A 16770-nucleotide genomic window follows, 5' to 3' on the forward strand; every position below is an offset into this window, starting at 1 on the left:
CGGCGGCGCTAGCCGTGGATCCCCATCGCTTCGATCTGTTCCTGGTACCGGTTCCGGATCGTCACTTCGGTTACCTGCGCGACGTCTGCGACTTCGCGCTGGGTCTTCTTCTCGTTACACAGCAGCGAGGCGGCGTAGATCGCGGCGGCGGCGTATCCGGTCGGCGACTTGCCCGACAGCAGGCCCTCCTCGGCCGTCTTCTCGATGATCTCGTTGGCCTTGGTCTGGACCTCTTCGGACAGTTCGAGTTCGGAACAGAAGCGTGGGACGTACTTTTTCGGGTCGACGGGACGCATCTCGAGGCCGAGTTCCTGCGAGATGTAGCGATACGTGCGACCGATCTCCTTTCGTTCGACGCGTGAGACTTCCGAGATTTCTTCGAGGCTTCGCGGGATGCCTTCCTTGCGGCAGGCGGCGTACAGCGCCGAGGTCGCGACCCCCTCGATCGAGCGACCACGGATGAGGTCCTCCTTGAGTGCACGCCGGTAGATGACCGAGGCTACCTCGCGCACCGATCGCGGGACACCGAGTGCGGAGGCCATCCGGTCGATCTCGCTCAAGGCGAACTGGAGATTCCGTTCGCCGGCGTCTTTGGTCCGGATGCGTTCCTGCCACTTGCGCAGCCGGTGCATCTGACTGCGCTTTTTCGAGGAAATAGAGCGGCCGTAGGCGTCTTTGTCCTTCCAGTCGATCGTCGTCGTCAGCCCCTTGTCGTGCATCGTCTGCGTCGTGGGCGCGCCGACGCGGGACTTCTCCTGACGTTCCTGGTGGTTGAACGCTCGCCACTCCGGGCCGGGATCGATCTTCTCCTCCTCGACGACGAGCCCACAGTCTTCACAGATGAGCTCCCCCCGATCGGAGTCTTTCACGAGATTGTCCGAGTTGCACTCCGGACAGGCCCGTACCTCCTCTTGATCCTCGGTCTCGTCCGTCTCACGCGTTCGCTCCCGCTGGCGGGTGGACCGTGTCATCGCACTTTTATAGTAGTAGCACCAGGATATATAAATCCTTGGTGAGCGTTTTCGCCTATTGACGGGTAATCGCCGAAAACTGCCGTTAGGAGTGCTCAGGCGCGAAGTTTACGATTCGAAACCGGAAAGACTTTATCCGGAACCGCCGGATCTCGGCCACGAATGCCGGTCATCGAGTGCGACGTCGACGAGGCACGGGACCGTCTCGAGGAGGCGGGCGTGACCGTCGAACCGGGCAACACGGATCACGAACGCTGGCGTGCGAGCCGTGGCTCGGCGACGGCGATCGCGTACGACGACAAGGTCGTCGTCCAGGGGAGCGATCCACGGGAGATCGAGGCGCTGCTCCGGGAGGGCGGCGGTCGGGCACACGTCTACTTCGACGGTGCGAGCCGGGGCAACCCCGGCCCCGCGGCGATCGGGTGGGTGATCGTCACCGGCGACGGCATCGTCGCGGAGGGGAGCGAGGAGATCGGCCGGGCGACGAACAACCAGGCCGAATACGAGGCACTGATCGCGGCCCTCGAGGCCGCGCGGGACTACGGCTACGACGACGTGCGGATCCGCGGCGACTCGGAACTGATCGTCAAGCAGATCCGCGGCGAGTACGATACGAACAACCCCGAACTGCGCGAGAAGCGCGTCACGGTCCACGAATTGCTCTCGGCGTTCGGCGAGTGGTCGATCGAACACGTCCCCCGGGAGGTCAACGACCGTGCGGACGAACTCGCCAACGAGGCGCTGGACGGCTGACGGTCACGACCGCGGATCAGCAACCCCAAAACCTTCGCGCACGAACGAACGCGTACCGATGACCGATCCCGAGTCCAACGGATCGACCGACGAGTCGCCGGACACAGGCGGGCACTCGGGCGCGACCGGCGCGCCCGGGAACGGCGGCGAGGACGACACCGGCGAACTCCCCGCCGAGGTCGTCGACGAGGCCGAACGACTCACGCGCCTCGAGCGAACGGCTACCGACGAGAACGAGGCCCGGGCCCACGCCGACCGGCGCGACGAGCTGCTCGCCGAACACGACTTTACGGCTCGCGTCCGCGAGGACGACGGCGACGACGTCCTGGTCCTCCACCCCGCGGAGTGGCTCGAGGACGGCGTCATCAGGACCGATCGGGTCGAGGATACCTCGCGGGCGGTCGAACTCCCGCTCGAGGGGGCGGGCGATCCCGACGACTGGGACGAAGTCGACGCCCACAACCGCGAACTGGTCGCCGAGGTCAGGGCGCAACACGGCGACGTCCACGGCGACAACGCCGCGGCCCTCGCCGATTTCGTCGGCAACCACTACGCGAAGCCGATCGAGTCGCTGACGGCGGCGGAACTCGAGGAGTTCCGGTCGGAGTACTTCGTCCGTAACGCGTGGCCGTCCGAAAAACAGCGGGATGTGATCGCGGAGTCGATCGAACTGCTCTACGAAACGGCCGGTGAACCCGTTCCGTAGCGGAGAGTCCCGTTAGTAACTTTCGTCGACGATCTCTCGGATCTCGTCCGCGCGGTCCTCGTCGGTCACGACCTTCGAGAGGGTCCAGCGGACGCCGTCGAGGACGGCCTCGTAGCCGTCGTCGGTCAGCGAGTACTGGTTGGTTCGCTTGTCGAGTTCGCTTTTCTCGACCAGGCCGAGTTCGACGAGCTCGTCGAGGTTGGGGTAGAGGCGGCCGTGGTTGACCTCGGTCCCGTAGTAGTCCTCGAGTTCCCGTTTGATCGCCAGGCCGTACATCGGCTCCTTGGCGAGGATGACGAGAATGTTGTTCTGAAACGCTGTAAGCTCGCGTGCGATGCTCTGTTCGCCGGTGATTGATTGTGCCTCTGACATACTTATGCAAATGTCACCAGACTATTTAAGACTTGCCAACTATTTTGTATCTCTGCCGGTGGACGGGATGTAGCCGGCGGTAACGGCCCGAGCAGTCTCTGCGCGGGGGCGTCCGCGGCTGTCTGGTTGCCGTCAAATGACGTTGACACTCGATTACGAAAGTACTTTTTGATCGACTGTGGAGTTTCAGGTACATGGTCAATCTCTGGGAAGACCTCGAGACTGGACCGAACCCGCCTGAAGAGATCTACGCCGTCGTCGAGTGTCTCAAAGGCGAGCGCAACAAGTACGAGTACGACAAGGACGTCCCCGGCGTCGTGCTCGACCGCGTGCTCCACAGCAACGTCCACTACCCCAGCGATTACGGGTTCATCCCGCAGTCGTACTACGACGACGAGGACCCCTTCGACGTGCTCGTGCTCGTCGAGGACCAGACGTTCCCCGGCTGTGTCATCGAAGCCCGCCCCGTCGCACTGATGAAGATGGACGACGACGGCGAGCAGGACGACAAGGTCATCGCCGTCCCCACCGAGGACCCCCGCTACGACCACATCGAGGACCTCGAGGACATCCCCCAGCAGACGCTCGACGAGATCGACGAGTTCTTCGCGACCTACAAGAACTTAGAGGAAGGTAAGGAAGTCGAGACGCTGGGCTGGGAGGACCGCGAGGCCGCCTACGACGCGATCGAGCACGCCCAGGACCTCTACGAAGAGCACTTCGAGTAACTGCGCCCCCTCGCTTTTTCGCCGCGGCCCGAAAACGCCGTCCCCCGTCGACCCGATACGCCGTAGTTATCCGTGCCGTCGGGTCGCATGCGTTATGAGCATGGGTAATTTTATTGGGCGTACCGCCGTACTAGTTACTGTCATGGCTGCCAGTAACCCGTCCCCGACCGACCACGCGCCCGGCGACGATCCGGCCGACACTGCCGCCGGTATGGCACACCCGACGGTCGTCCCGACCAACTTCGATCCCGAGGAACACGACCTCGAGAGCGACGAGTAGGTCCCGTGGCGGCCGCCGGTCGGCTCGACCATTTCCAGCGCCGGTTGCTTCGACTTCCCACTTCTCAAAACGATATCCCGAGACGAACCTTCTTGTGTACGGTCGAACTACGGGCGTCCATGGGTCTGTTCGATCGGTTGCGGGGCGACGGTGCCCCCCGCGTCGCGTTTATCGGAGTCGATGGTGTGCCGTACAGTCTCCTCGTCGAGAACGAGGAGCTGTTTCCCAACTTCGCCGCGCTCGCCGACGACGGGACGGCGGGCGAGATCTCGAGTATCGTGCCGCCGGAGTCAAGCGCCTGTTGGCCGTCCCTGACGACCGGGATGAACCCCGGCGAAACCGGCGTCTACGGGTTCCAGGATCGAGAAGTCGGAACCTACGACACGTACGTCCCGATGGGGCGTGAGGTCCAGGCCACGCGCGTCTGGGACCGCGTCCAGGAGGCCGGCCGACAGGCGACGGTCATGAACGTCCCCGTCACCTTCCCGCCCCAGCGGAACGTCCAGCGGATGGTCTCGGGTTTCCTCTCGCCCGATCTCGAGAAGGCGGCCCACCCCGAGGAGCTCCGGGAGCACCTCGAGGGGCTCGATTACCGGATCGACGTCGATCCGAAACTCGGCCACGAGGAGGACAAGGCCGACTTCATCGAGGACGCCCACGCGACGGTCGACGCGCGCTTCGAGGCGTTCGAACACTACATCGAGCAGGACGACTGGGACCTGTTCTTCGGCGTCTTCATGACGACCGACCGCGTGAACCACTTCCTGTTCAAAGATTACGAACGCGACGGCGAGTACAAAGACGAGTTCATCGAATTCTATCGGAAGGTCGACGACTACATCGGACGCCTGCGGGACGCGCTGCCCGACGACGTCACGATGATCGTCGCCTCCGACCACGGCTTCACCAGCCTCGACTACGAGGTCCACTTCAACGAGTGGCTCCGGGAGGAGGGCTGGCTCTCCTTCGAGAGCGACGACCCCGAGGAACTGGGCGACATCGCCGACGACACGAAGGCGTACTCGTTCATCCCGGGACGGTTCTACATCAACCTCGAGGGCCGCGAGCCACGCGGCTCGGTCCCGGAGGAGGAGTACGACAACGTCCGGGACGAACTCAAGGAGGCGATCCTCGACCTCGAGGGGCCGGACGGGAACCAGGTCGTCGAGCGCGTCGTCGAGAAGGAGGCGGCGTTCCGCGGCGATCACGACGACATCGCGCCGGACCTGGTGGCCATCCCGAACCCAGGGTTCGACCTCAAGTCGGGCTTCAAGGCCGATTCGGACGTCTTCACCGACGGCCCCCGGAACGGCATGCACAGCTTCGACGATACGGCCCTGTTCATCGACGATCCCGACGCGAGCATCGGGGACGTCGACCTGCTCGACATCGCGCCGACGATCCTCGACCTGATGGACGTCGAGTACAGCCGCGGTGACTTCGACGGCGCGAGCCTGGTCTGACCTCGACCTCCAGGTCGGGGTCGAGTTCGATTCACACTCGCACTCGCATTCGATCCGAGTTCGAGGCCGTTTTCCGCCCGGCGACGAAGCGCCTCACGAGCATGAAAGAGATCGTCCACGCTCGCGGCCACGAGAACGTCCGGGCCGAACACGCGAGCACCTTCGAAGTGACGACCGACGACTACCTGACGCCGGCCGGCGACTGTATCCTCGCCATCGAGGCGGACCGCGCCCCGGCGGACTTCGATCCCGAGTTCGTCGACGCCTGTCGGGACGCCGATGCGACGATCACCGTCGAGATCGAGGCCGACGGCCACGTCGACTCCGTCACCGGCAGGGGCGACCCCGACCTCGAGTTTACGAACGAGCGCAGCGCGGTGGGGCGCACGAGCGAATACGTCGACGACCGGACGATCATGCTCGAGGCCGAGTTCGCCGCCGAGGGGTTCGATCGCGACCTCGTCGCGGCGCTTGCCGACGGCGCGGAGGCGACGGTCACGTTCACCGTCGAGTAGCGGTCCGGGGCGCGGTCTCGAGGAGCCACACCCATCAGAACTCTAACCAATAGCCGTAACAGTAATTGAATGATAGGAGACAGACTGGGGTGTGTCACAGAGAGTGATCTGTCCACACTGTTCCGAGAAGGTCTCCGTCGAGATCGATCGGAAGGTGCTCAGGACGCGGGAGAAGATCGGGTCGATAAACGACGGGTTCGACAGGTCCGCGGTCTGCTCCGAGTGCGAGGAGAAGTTCGCCTGCAAGATCGAGGACCCGACGCGTCGTCGCCGGTAGTTCGCACGCGTTTTCAGACGAAGTCGGCGACGGGTGCGAGCCTCGCGAACGGTGTGAGCCTCGCGACGGGAACGGAAGAGGAAAACCAATGGGTCGCGAGTCCAACCCACCGGATATGAGCGAGGACCAGGAACCGTCGGTCAACATCAGCGGCGGGGAGACCGGCGGCGGGAGCGTCGCCGAGTTCGACCCGGCGACCGCCGACACCCGCGCCGAGCGGGTCGTCGACCGCCTCGGCGAGTTGTACTGGCAGAAGACCTACGGCGGGCGGGACGCGTTTACCTGCCTCGTCCGGACGATCCTGAGCCAGAACACGAGCGACAAGGCGAGCCAGCCGGCCCACGACGCGTTGATCGAGCGGTACGACTCGCCGGAGGTCGATCTCGCGGAATCGCTCGCAGCGGCCGAACGGTCCGTCCTCGCGGAGACGATCAGTTCCGCGGGGCTGTACAACCAGAAATCCGAGATCATCATCGAGACCGCCGAGTGGGTGCTCGAGGAGTTCGGCTCCGCCGCGGCGTTCGACGCGTTCGTCAAGGACGAGGACCCCGGGACGGTCCGGGAGACGCTGCTCGAGGTCCGCGGCGTCGGCCCCAAGACGGCCGACTGCGTGTTGCTGTTCGCCGGCGGCCGTACCGGCGTCTTCCCCGTCGACACGCACGTCCACCGGATCTACCGACGCCTGGGGATCGCGCCGGCCGACGCCGACCACGAGGAGGTGCGGGCGGTCCTCGAGGAGGAAGTTCCCGCCGCGAAGTGTGGCTTCGGCCACACGGCGACGATCCAGTTCGGCCGGGAGTACTGTACGGCGCGCAAACCGGCCTGTCTCGAGGACCCCGACGCGTGCCCGATGGGCGACCTCTGCGACCAGGTCGGGGTCTACCCGGGGACCGGCGAGGTCGTGGATCCGGCAGACGACTGATCCCGGCGCGGACCACGTCCTCGCGCTGCCGAAAGTCTCGGGGCTGATGATCCCGCTCGACCCGTTCGACGGGGAGGTGAGGTCCCTCCACGGGCGGATCCGGCTCACCCGGACCAGCGCCGCGGCCCTCGAGGACGACGTCCCCGGCAACGAGACGATCAGGGACGAGACCGCCGCCGTGATCGTCGGCGTCCGATACAACGGCGACGGGGTGACCGACGTCGACGCCGACGAGGCGAGCGTCGCCGGGACAGACCGGAGTATCTCACGGTTCGAGAGGGAGTACGCACGGGAGGCGCTGGCGTGGCCGTCGTCCGCGAAGCCGACCGCGCGGACCCGTCACACGATACTGTCACCCATGCGGCCGCGAGCCACGTTTCCCGGACTCCCGAACCCGCCGTAGAGGTGGTTGAACGGTCGCTAATCGGACGCGCGTCTGTACTTCACAACGGTTTTATGTCGGTATCGGGGTAGGACCGGAGCACGATGGCTGCAGGCCCACCACGGGATGCAGAGACCGCTGCGACGGAGTCGAAGCGAGCGCAGTTCACCGACCCTGCCCCTGATACTGACGGTAACGCCGATGCCGATGCCGACACCGATACCGATTCGGACGCCGGCACATCCGGCCCCTCCAGGCGGCGACTGCTGTCCGCGGCAGCCGCCGGATCGGTGGCGGCGCTTGCGGGGTGTACCGGTGCGATCGGCGGCGAAGCGCCGCTTCGCGTGAGCATCTGGAGCGGCAACTACGCCGACCGATTCGAGGAAAGCGTCGTCCCGCGGTACGAGGCGGAACACGACGTCGACGTCGAGATCCACCGCGGCTGGAACGAGATCCTGACGGACATCCGATCGGCGCCCGCCGACGACCCGCCGTACGACGTGACGGTCGCCGAGGGCAACTTCTACTACTACGGCCGACAGGCCGACCTCTTCGAACCGATCCGGACCGAGAACCTCGAGAACGTCGGCGAGATCATCGACTTCTACCGGGAGATGCGGGACACGGAGTACGGGCTACCGGTCGACGGCGCGCCGTGTACGATCATCCACCGCGAGGACATGGACCTCGAGTTCGATAGCTGGAGCGCGCTCGCGGCCGACGCCGTCCAGAACAGCGCCGGTATCGGCGTCGACACGGGCTTCTGGTGGTACCCGCTGTACGCCACCGCGATCGCGATGGACGACGAGCGCGGCGCCGAAGAGATGCACGACCCCGCGATGCACGACGACGTCCTCGAGACCTTCGAGGGCTTTAACGTCTCGAGCTGGGCCAGCTCCGGTGAGGACATCTGGCAGGCGTTCGACAACGAGGTCATCGACGTCGCCCAGTGGTACTACGACCAGACCGCCTACGACATCGACGACTACGACGGGCTGACCCACACGATGCCCGAGCAGACGACGGGCTGGCTCAACAACTGGAGCGTCGTCCGCGGCACCGACAAGCGCGACGAGGCCGAAGGGTTCATCGACTTCCTGCTGGACGCCGACGTCCAGTCTGCGTGGGCCGAGCACGCCCCGCTCGTCTTCAGCAACCGGAACGTCGACTACCCCTCGGAACTCGAGGCGGACATGCCGACGACTACCGAGGAAGCCGAGACCATCGCCTTCCCCGACTGGGAGACGATCGGGAGCCACGACGACGACCTTTCCGAGGCGTTCACCGCCATCCAGCAGGGGTCCTGATAGTAATGTCCGAAATAACACTTGACGGCCTCGAGAAGCGGTACGGAGAGACGACCGCCGTCGAAGACGTCTCCGTCGAGATCGAAGACGGCGAACTGCTCTGCCTGCTCGGGCCCAGCGGCAGCGGGAAGTCGACGACGCTGCGGATGATCGCCGGCCTCGAGACGCCGACGAACGGCTCGATCGCGATCGGCGACGAGGACGTCACCGACCTGCCGGCCTACGAACGCACCACCTCGACCGTCTTCCAGGACTGGGCGCTGTTCCCCCACATGACGGTCCTCGAGAACGTCGCGTTCGGGCTGAAGATGGGGGGCGTCTCGAAAGACGAGCGCCGCGACCGCGCCCGCGAGATGCTCGAGCGGGTCCAGATGGCCGCCCACGCCGACGAGGACCCGACCACCCTGAGCGGCGGGCAGAAGCAACGCGTTGCGCTCGCCCGCTCGCTGGCGGTCAACCCCGACGTCTTGCTGCTCGACGAACCGCTGTCGAACCTCGACAAGCGGCTCCGGGAGGACATGCAGATCGAACTCCGGGAGATCCACGAGGACCTCGAGAAGACGTTCGTCCACGTCACCCACGACCAGGACGAGGCGTTCACGCTAGCCGACCGGATCGGCATCATGAACGACGGGGAGTTGATCCAGGTCGGCGACCCCGACGAGGTGTACGAGCGGCCCGAGAACCGCTTCATCGAGGGCTTCCTCGGAGACACGAACTTCGTCGACGCCAGCGTGACGGCGGCGACGGCCGACGGCGTCCGCGTCGACACCGAACTGGACGCGGAACTGGTCGTGACCGCCGCCGACGGCACAACTCCCGACCTCGAGACCGGAACCGATCTGACGCTCTCGCTGCGCCCGGAGATCCTCTCGATCCACGGGGTCGACGAGGAACGTGCCGACGATGCCGGGGTCCGGGACGCCAGGGTCGCCGCCGACGGCGGGACGCGAAACGCCGTCACCGGCACCGTCGAGAACGTCGTCTACCGCGGCTCGACGGTCCGCTACTCGGTCTCGGTCGGCAACTCCTCGATGTTCGCCGAACGGACCGACGCGAGCACGGGCGCACTGTCGGCCGGCGACGACGTACGACTCGAGTGGGACGGCGACGACGTCCTCGCGTTCCGCGACGACGGCGACCGGGTGATGCCGTAGAACGATGACCGGAGCGAACTCACAGACCCTTCCCACAGCCCTGGCGTCGCTCCAGGAGCGACTGGTCGGGGAGTCGGCTTCGCGGCGCGCGCTGCTTTTGATGGCGCCGCTGATCGCGTTCGAACTGCTGGTCTTCGTGATCCCCTTCGCGACCCTGTTGCGGATCAGCGTCGCCGCGCCCTCCAGCGAGGCGGTCTACGCAGAGGGGACGTGGTCGCTCGAGGCCTACTCGGAGGTGTTCGGCGACCTTCTCGCCGGCGACCTCCTCCTGGGGATCGTCGGTTACTCGTTCCTGATCGGGACCGTCGTGACGGTCCTGACGGTCGTGATCGCGCTGTTTTACGCCTACGCGATCCGGCGCTCGAGCGGCCTCGTCAAGTCGCTGTTGCTGTTCTCGGTCGTCCTGCCGCTGCTGACGACGCTCGTGATCCGGACCTACGCGTTCACGCCGCTGCTGTCGCCGACCGGGACGATCAACGAACTGCTGCTCTCGGCGGGTCTGCTGTCGGAGCCGATCCAGTTCGTCCCCAACACCGTCGGCGCGGTCGTCGGGCAGGTCTACATCGTCCTGCCGTACGCCGTGCTGGCGATCTACAGCGTCCTGGCGACGATGGACTGGGACGTCGTCGAGGCCGCCCGCGACCTCGGGGCGAGCCGTCCCCGTGCTGTCGTCGAGGTCGTGCTCCCGCAGGCGATGCCGGGGATCATCGTCGCCTCGGTGATCTCCTTCGCCTGGAGCGTCGGGGCCTACGCCGCGCCGGGGCTGCTCTCGGACGACCTCACGTTCGCGATCTACGTCGAGCAACTGATCCTGGGCGATCTGCGGTACCCCACGGCGGCCGCGCTCTCGGTCGTCACGATGGGGCTGATGCTCGCCGGCATCGGGATCATCTTCGCCGTCCTCGACCGCTTCGGAGGTGAGTTCGACCTTGCATAGGGAGCGCCTCGAGGACGTCGCGTTCCGCGCCGGGTACGCCGCGGTGCTCGCGTTCCTGCTGTTGCCGCTGGTGGTGGTCGTCGTCACCTCGTTCTCGAAGGCGGGACGGATCGCCTTCCCGCCCGAGAGCTACTCGCTCGTCTGGTACGGCGAGTTTCTCCAGAGCGCCCGCTGGATCGGCGCGTTCGTCAACAGCCTCGTCGTCGGCGTCGGCACGGCGCTTCTGGCGACGCTTCTGGGCGTCCTCGGTGCGTTCGGCCAGGAACTCGAGGCCGACGCCGGCGGCGATGGGATCGTGGGCGCGGTCCTGGTGCCGATCGTCCTGCTCCCGCTTTTGGTCCCGCCGGTCATCCTCGGGATCACGCTGTTGCTGTACTTCAACGAGGTCGGCCTGCGGGGCTCGTACACGAGCATCGTCCTTGCGCATACGCTGTGGGCGACGCCGCTCGTCTACTTCGTGATGCGGTCGGTGTTCAGCCGGTTCGACTGGCAGCAACTCGACGCGGCCCACGACCTCGGGGCGGGTCCGGTTCGGTCGTTCGTCCACGTCGTCCTGCCGAACGTGAAACACGGCATCTTCGTGGGCGGCCTGCTCGCCTTTATCATCAGCCTCCAGGAGTTCGTGATGGCGCTGTTCCTGTCGACGCCGTCGACGGAGACGATCCCGGTGCTTGCCTGGACCGAGATCCGGCAGGCGCTCGATCCGATGGTCAGCGTCGTTTCGACGTTCCTGATCGTTATCTCCGTCGCAGCGATCGCACTCGCCGCGCTCGTGACGAACCTCGAGTGGGTCTCGCGACAGCTGTCCTGATCCGGTCGGATCGCCGCTTCCGATTTTCCTCGAACTGTACGACGTCGGACAGGGACGGCCACGAACGGCGAGTCTCGAACGACCGAACAGCGGTCGGAGCGCTCGCCGTCCGACGTGGCCGACGAGAGCCTGTGCCGCGACCGAGCGACGCAGCCTCGAGTCACGGGGGAGGGAATTACGTTTCGACGTTTCAGGCTGATATCAACGCTTCCGCGAATATCGCACGACTGGTTGACCCGTGGGGAGAGAGCGTCCCGCTTGACAGGGCGGAGCGCAATGACTCGCCTCGGGATGGGAGCGGTTGTGACACCGCCACGACTCACCGTGAGACGAGCTCACCACAGCAGATGACTCCCACGGCCTTCCAAGAGTCGAAACCCTCTGCCAGTGACGACTGACTGGTATTCCCCATGCGTGGGAAGCCTCGCCGTTTACGGCGAGGAGGATGTCACCACCTCCTGGCGGAAACGAAAAGGCCGAGCGAGGGCTTTCAGAGGAAGCGGAACGTCTCGAGGTTCTTCGGCGCGAACGTCCGCATGTTGTAGTCGTGGTACAGCGCCGAGGAGAGGTCCTGGGTCGACCGTTCGTCCCCGTGGACACAGAGCACCTTCTCCGGGCGCGGGTTCATCGTCTTGACGAAGTTCTCGAGGCCGGCGCGGTCGGCGTGGCCGGAGAAGCCGTCGACGGTCTCGACGTCGACGTTTAGCTGGAGGGTGCCGCGGCCGCCGCCGTTGCCCATCGCGCCGACCTCGCTGGTCGGGATCTCGTCCCAGCCGTTCTGGATGCGTCGGCCGAGGGTCCCCTGGGCCTGGTAGCCGACGAAGGTCAGCGTCGAGTCCGGGTCGGGGCCGATGTGGGAGAGCCAGGACATGATCGGACCGCCGGTGACCATACCCGAGGTCGAGAGGATGATACAGGGCTCGCCGTCGGCGACGTCCTGGCGCTCCTCCTCGCCGCCGTCGATGTGGTTGAACTCGTCGGCGAGGAACGGGTTCTCGTCCTCGTGGAAGATGCGGTCGCGCAGTTCGTCACGGAGGTACTCGGGGTAGGTGGTGTGGATCGCCGTCGCCTCCCAGATCATGCCGTCGAGGTGGACCGGCATCGAGGGGATGTCACCGTTTCGCATCGCCTCCTCCAAGACGAGCATGATCTCCTGGGAGCGACCGACCGCGAACGCCGGAATGAGGACCTTTCCGTCCCGCTCGTAGGTCTCGTTGATGACTCGTTTGAGTTTCTCCTCGGAGTCCTCCTGGTCGGTCTGGTAGTCGTTGCGGCCGCCGTAGGTCGACTCGAGCACGAGCGTCTCGACGCGCGGGAAGTCGTTGACCGCGCCGTTGAACAGCCGGGTGTCCTCGTAGTGGATGTCGCCGGAGAAGGCGACGTTGTAGAGGCCGTCCCCGATGTGGAAGTGCGAGACGGCGGAGCCCAGAATGTGGCCGGCGTTGTGCAGCGTCAGCTTGACGTCCGGCGCGATGTCGGTGACGTCGCCGTACTCGAGCGGGATCGTGTGTTTGATCGCCTCGCGAACCTGCTCGGAGTCGTACGGCGGCGTCCGCCCTTCCTTGGCGGCGACGTCGAGATAGTCGAGCGTCAGCAGTCCCATCAGGTCCCGCGTGGGTTCGGTACAGTAAATCGGACCGTCGTAGCCGTACTTGAACAGGAGCGGAATAAACGCGGAGTGGTCGAGGTGGGCGTGAGTCAGGACGACCGCGTCGATCGTCTCGGGGCCGGCCCCGAACGCCTCGGGGGCGTGGAGGTAGGGCACCTCGCCCTCGGCGCCGGGCTTGTCGCCGCAGTCGACGAGGATGCGCGTCTCGGGTGTCGAGAGGATGAAAGAGGCCCGACCGACCTCGCGACAGCAGCCCAGCGTCGTGATGCGGACGTACTCGTCGTCGGACATCTCCTCGCGGTGGATCTGGCGGCCCACCTTCTCTAGGATGTCCCGGCGGTCGTCGCGTTCCTGCTTGAGGAAGCTCCGGACGTTCGAGACCGTCGAGGACTCGATCGGCGGCGTGCGGACGACTTCGGGCGTCCAGCCGACGTTCTTCGTGATGTCACGGAGCGTCGACCCGTGGCGACCGATCACCATGCCGGGCTTTTCGGCCTCGATGACGACCTCGCCGGTGTCGGCGTGGAAGTCCAGGTCGGTGACACCCGCCTCGTCGGGGATGACCTCCATGATCTCCTCGCGCGCTTCGTCGGGACGGGAGAGAACGCTCGGGTCGGGTCGAACCGTGATCCGCTTGCGGAGCTTGCTCGCGAGCTTCCGGATCAGGTCGCCTTTCTGGGCGAACTTCTTGGGATCTCGCGTGTAGACGACCAGTTCTGGCCCTTCGTATTTCACCGAGGAGACCGAGATATCGCTCGGTAACTCGCTCGTGATCTCTGCTTCCAAATCGTCGAGTTGCTGCTCTACGGTACTCATAATCGCCGGATGTGGCTTGCGTGAACTCGCCGACGGGGAGCGGCCGTCCGGCCGAACCGTGCGAGAAAGGACGTCAGTCTCGCCCGATCGTGCGCCCGAGATCGAAACCGCGAGAGGGCGCGTCGGCGGCCTCGAGAACCTCGAATGCCGCCGACGGGCGACGTAATACGTCTTGTTTCCCGAATCATTGCTTTAATGCCGTGACGAAGACGCTCCCAGGTCGGTTATCCTGGTTCCTGGTCCGTGCGGGAAGATTCCAGGGAGAACCCGCTTACTCGAGCCTATTCTTTGCGTGCTATAAAAGCCTTCGCAAAAGACAGGGATCGCGAGCCCGTACGCAGGGTATGAAGCTTACAGCCGACCGTGTCGCGGCCGAACGCGACTGGATCGCCGCTCGAGCCGACCGCGTCGTGCCGGTTATCAACGTCGTTCGCGACGACCTGGGCGAGATCTTCGACACCGACGTCGACCCCGTCACGGAGGCCCAGTACCACGAGGAGGTCGACGCCGTCTTCGCCGACGGCGACCTCGCGGTCAACGTCGCCGCGATGACGGCGATCCTCCGGGACCTCGACGTCGAGGGGGACTACCCGGGGTTCGTCGTCGACGAGGTGCTGGGGCGGGAACTGGCGGGGACGATCGCCGGCACGCAGCCGCTGCGGACGCTCGGCGAGGCGACGTTTCACTACGCCGACCTGCAGGTCCACGGCGACCCCGAAGAGAACGCGGGCGTCGACGACCTCGAGGCGGCGCTTGCGGCCGGGTTCCAGGAACGGATTCCCGGCTGGAACTGGACCGAGCGGGAGAGTCCGTTCGCGCTCGAGTAGGTCGGCGGGCGGCGATCAGGGGTCGTCTTCGCCGTCGTCTTCGCTTTCGGCGTCATCGGTGTCCTCGACATCTTCGGCGTCCGACCCATCTCCCGGAGCGGGGGCTTCCGCCTGCTGTTCGAGCATGAGCGCGTACTCCTCGCCGGGGATCAGGCCGTCCACTTCGCCGTTCCGGAGCGTATCGACCAGCCGCTCGTCGGAGCCGTCGAGCAGGAACGCGCCCGCCTCGGCGATCCCCGCCTCGATCGAGAGGTCGTCGTCGTCACCGAACTCGGACTCGAACTCGGCCGCGCTGGCGGCGGTCAGTTCGGCCTGGCGGCGCTGGAACTCCACCTGGGCCTCCATCTGTTCGAGGTCGCCCGACTCGATCTCCTCCCTGATCTCGGCCTCGAGGGCCTCGAACTCCTCCTGATCGGGTTGGACGATCGCGGTGATCCCGTCTTCGGGGTCCATGTCGGGTTCCCGGTCGACCTCGAGTTCCGCCGCCGATTCGGTGTCGGTCTCGGTTCCGGAGTCGTCGGACTGGCCGAGATCGAACTGCGTACAGCCGGCGAGCGACGCGGTCGCGCCGGCACCACCCAGTTGGAGGAGGCGACGGCGGGTCGGATGCGTATCCATTACGCTCTCGGCTCGGGGTCGGGGAGGAATAAAAGCTCGCACCCGTCCCGGTCGGTGGGGTCGACGCTGTCTCCCGTTCGGCGGACGCGACGCTTTTATGCTCGCGCTGGCTACGTCCGCCAGTGACGTCCCCTTCGTCCTCGTCCTCGTCTTCAGGTGCGACCCCCGCTCGAGTCGACACTCTCGAGCACCCCGCCCTCGCGGACGCCCGCGACGCGATCGCCGATGGCATCGATCGTGAGGCGCTCGTGACCGTCTTCGGGCGGTGTACCGTCGACTACGACGGGCGGGCCTCGAGCCACCTCGAGAGCGGCGACAGACACGTCATGCTCAAGCCGGACGGTGCGTCGCTGGTCCACACCGACGAGGGTCAGCAGCCGGTCAACTGGCAGCCGCCGGGCTGTGAGCACTCGGTCCGGTACGTCGAGTCGGGAGCGGAGGCGGGGGACGACGATGGGCCGACCGACGACCCGTCGACCCCGCGGCTCGTCCTCGAGAGCGACCGGTCGACGCCCGACGAACGCCTTCGGGTCTCGTTTAGCCGCATCTTTCAGGTCTCGGCGTTCGCCGGCTCCGACGAGACCGAACTCGCGCTCTCGGGGACCGAGGAAGACCTCCGGCAGCGCATCCTCGAGGAACCGTCGCTGCTCGAGTCCGGGTTCACGCCGCTCGCAACCGAACGCTCCACCCCCGCGGGCGCGGTCGACGTCTACGGCGAGGACTCGGCCGGCCGAGCCGTCGTCGTGGAACTCAAGCGTCGCCGCGTCGGCCCCGACGCAGTGAGCCAGCTCCGGCGGTACGTCGACGCCCTCGAGCGGGACCTCCACGCCGACGCCGACGTTCGGGGAGTCCTCGTCGCGCCGTCGGTGACCGACCGGGCCGACCGTCTCCTGGTCGAGCACGGCCTCGAGTTCGTCTCGCTCGAGCCGACGGCGGACTGAGCGGTCGAGGCGGTTTTGCGGGGCCGGGGCACCTGCGTCGTATCGGGTCGATTCGGCGACCTACATCGTTTTACTCGCCCGGCTCCTATACGGCCCGATGTACCAGTCCAGACCCACCGGAAAACGGCAGTCGGACGGACAGCCACGACCGAACCGGTCGCTCCGACGGCGCGTCGAGGCGGTGGAACACAACCAGCGGCTCCTGCGCAACACCCTCTCCGGCCTGGCTCGAGAGCGCGGCGTTTCGGTGGGCTGTGAGTGTAGCCGGTGCAACCGCGCCTACCTGCTCGTGGCGAAACACGTCATGTACTGCCCCAGCTGTGGGTACGACCGCGGGCTGTAGCGGGTTCGCAGGGCGGATCCGCCCCGATGCCCGAT

20 protein-coding genes and 1 pseudogene are annotated in these 16770 nt (G+C 66.0%); 17 read left to right on the forward strand and 4 right to left on the reverse strand.

What is annotated here, in order from left to right:
- Positions 1 to 8 precede the first annotated feature (8 nt).
- Entirely contained in the window at positions 9 to 971 is a 963-nt protein-coding gene (locus tag BM113_RS16230; protein WP_089789103.1) for a transcription initiation factor IIB, read from the reverse strand.
- A 162-nt stretch (positions 972 to 1133) separates the two neighbouring features.
- Here BM113_RS16230 and rnhA point away from each other — a divergent pair, with 162 nt between their 5' ends.
- On the forward strand, positions 1134 to 1724 hold the full coding sequence (rnhA, locus tag BM113_RS16235; RefSeq protein ID WP_089789104.1) for a ribonuclease HI: 591 nt from the start codon (positions 1134 to 1136) through the stop codon (positions 1722 to 1724).
- A gap of 58 nt (positions 1725 to 1782) precedes the next feature.
- Entirely contained in the window at positions 1783 to 2430 is a 648-nt protein-coding gene (locus BM113_RS16240; protein ID WP_089789105.1) for a DUF7108 family protein, read from the forward strand.
- A gap of 12 nt (positions 2431 to 2442) precedes the next feature.
- Here the strand turns inward: BM113_RS16240 and BM113_RS16245 are convergent, their stop codons facing one another.
- Entirely contained in the window at positions 2443 to 2802 is a 360-nt protein-coding gene (locus BM113_RS16245) for a PadR family transcriptional regulator (RefSeq protein WP_089789106.1), read from the reverse strand.
- 194 nt (positions 2803 to 2996) lie between these two features.
- On the opposite strand from BM113_RS16245, the gene BM113_RS16250 reads away from it, so the two are divergent.
- The 12 genes and pseudogenes from BM113_RS16250 to BM113_RS22680 all read left to right on the forward strand — a co-directional run.
- Complete coding sequence (locus BM113_RS16250; RefSeq protein ID WP_007143564.1) at positions 2997 to 3530, forward strand: inorganic diphosphatase; 534 nt, start codon at positions 2997 to 2999, stop codon at positions 3528 to 3530.
- Between the two features lie 142 nt (positions 3531 to 3672).
- Positions 3673 to 3810, forward strand: a complete 138-nt coding sequence (locus BM113_RS22395; protein WP_177209197.1) for a hypothetical protein — start codon at positions 3673 to 3675, stop codon at positions 3808 to 3810.
- 119 nt (positions 3811 to 3929) lie between these two features.
- Positions 3930 to 5273, forward strand: coding sequence for an alkaline phosphatase family protein (locus BM113_RS16255; RefSeq protein ID WP_089789107.1), 1344 nt, complete (start codon positions 3930 to 3932; stop codon positions 5271 to 5273).
- A 101-nt stretch (positions 5274 to 5374) separates the two neighbouring features.
- Positions 5375 to 5788 carry a DUF371 domain-containing protein gene (locus BM113_RS16260; protein WP_089789108.1) on the forward strand — a complete coding sequence of 138 codons (414 nt, stop codon included), beginning with the start codon at positions 5375 to 5377 and terminating at the stop codon, positions 5786 to 5788.
- Positions 5789 to 5879: 91 nt separating this feature from the next.
- On the forward strand, positions 5880 to 6065 hold the full coding sequence (locus BM113_RS16265) for a hypothetical protein (protein ID WP_089789109.1): 186 nt from the start codon (positions 5880 to 5882) through the stop codon (positions 6063 to 6065).
- A 115-nt stretch (positions 6066 to 6180) separates the two neighbouring features.
- Entirely contained in the window at positions 6181 to 6987 is an 807-nt protein-coding gene (locus BM113_RS16270; protein WP_089789110.1) for an endonuclease III domain-containing protein, read from the forward strand.
- A 46-nt stretch (positions 6988 to 7033) separates the two neighbouring features.
- Complete coding sequence (locus tag BM113_RS16275) at positions 7034 to 7390, forward strand: hypothetical protein (protein ID WP_089789111.1); 357 nt, start codon at positions 7034 to 7036, stop codon at positions 7388 to 7390.
- An 83-nt stretch (positions 7391 to 7473) separates the two neighbouring features.
- The gene (locus BM113_RS16280; RefSeq protein ID WP_089789112.1) at positions 7474 to 8676 is read left to right on the forward strand and encodes an ABC transporter substrate-binding protein; all 1203 of its coding nucleotides are present in this window, start codon (positions 7474 to 7476) and stop codon (positions 8674 to 8676) included.
- A gap of 5 nt (positions 8677 to 8681) precedes the next feature.
- Complete coding sequence (locus BM113_RS16285; RefSeq protein ID WP_089789113.1) at positions 8682 to 9833, forward strand: ABC transporter ATP-binding protein; 1152 nt, start codon at positions 8682 to 8684, stop codon at positions 9831 to 9833.
- 4 nt (positions 9834 to 9837) lie between these two features.
- Positions 9838 to 10770 (forward strand): ABC transporter permease, encoded by a 933-nt coding sequence (locus tag BM113_RS16290; RefSeq protein WP_089789114.1) that lies wholly within the window; start codon positions 9838 to 9840, stop codon positions 10768 to 10770.
- On the forward strand, positions 10763 to 11581 hold the full coding sequence (locus BM113_RS16295; protein ID WP_089789115.1) for an ABC transporter permease: 819 nt from the start codon (positions 10763 to 10765) through the stop codon (positions 11579 to 11581). The genes BM113_RS16290 and BM113_RS16295 overlap by 8 nt, the downstream gene beginning before the upstream one ends.
- Positions 11582 to 11757: 176 nt before the next feature.
- Positions 11758 to 11979: pseudogene (locus tag BM113_RS22680) on the forward strand (RNA-guided endonuclease TnpB family protein); the annotation flags it as partial.
- A gap of 92 nt (positions 11980 to 12071) precedes the next feature.
- Here BM113_RS22680 and BM113_RS16305 read toward each other — a convergent pair.
- On the reverse strand, positions 12072 to 14006 hold the full coding sequence (locus BM113_RS16305; protein ID WP_089789116.1) for a beta-CASP ribonuclease aCPSF1: 1935 nt from the start codon (positions 14004 to 14006) through the stop codon (positions 12072 to 12074).
- A 344-nt stretch (positions 14007 to 14350) separates the two neighbouring features.
- On the opposite strand from BM113_RS16305, the gene BM113_RS16310 reads away from it, so the two are divergent.
- The gene (locus tag BM113_RS16310; protein WP_089789117.1) at positions 14351 to 14833 is read left to right on the forward strand and encodes a DUF7984 family protein; all 483 of its coding nucleotides are present in this window, start codon (positions 14351 to 14353) and stop codon (positions 14831 to 14833) included.
- A 15-nt stretch (positions 14834 to 14848) separates the two neighbouring features.
- Here the strand turns inward: BM113_RS16310 and BM113_RS16315 are convergent, their stop codons facing one another.
- Positions 14849 to 15451, reverse strand: coding sequence for a hypothetical protein (locus tag BM113_RS16315; RefSeq protein ID WP_089789118.1), 603 nt, complete (start codon positions 15449 to 15451; stop codon positions 14849 to 14851).
- 122 nt (positions 15452 to 15573) lie between these two features.
- On the opposite strand from BM113_RS16315, the gene nucS reads away from it, so the two are divergent.
- Together nucS and BM113_RS16325 are read left to right on the forward strand one after the other, a co-directional pair.
- The gene (nucS, locus tag BM113_RS16320) at positions 15574 to 16392 is read left to right on the forward strand and encodes an endonuclease NucS (RefSeq protein WP_089789119.1); all 819 of its coding nucleotides are present in this window, start codon (positions 15574 to 15576) and stop codon (positions 16390 to 16392) included.
- A 97-nt stretch (positions 16393 to 16489) separates the two neighbouring features.
- The gene (locus BM113_RS16325) at positions 16490 to 16735 is read left to right on the forward strand and encodes a hypothetical protein (RefSeq protein ID WP_089789120.1); all 246 of its coding nucleotides are present in this window, start codon (positions 16490 to 16492) and stop codon (positions 16733 to 16735) included.
- The last annotated feature ends 35 nt before the right edge of the window (positions 16736 to 16770 follow it).

The sequence above is a fragment of the Natronobacterium haloterrestre genome, assembly GCF_900112205.1.
GTDB lineage: Archaea > Halobacteriota > Halobacteria > Halobacteriales > Natrialbaceae > Natronobacterium > Natronobacterium haloterrestre.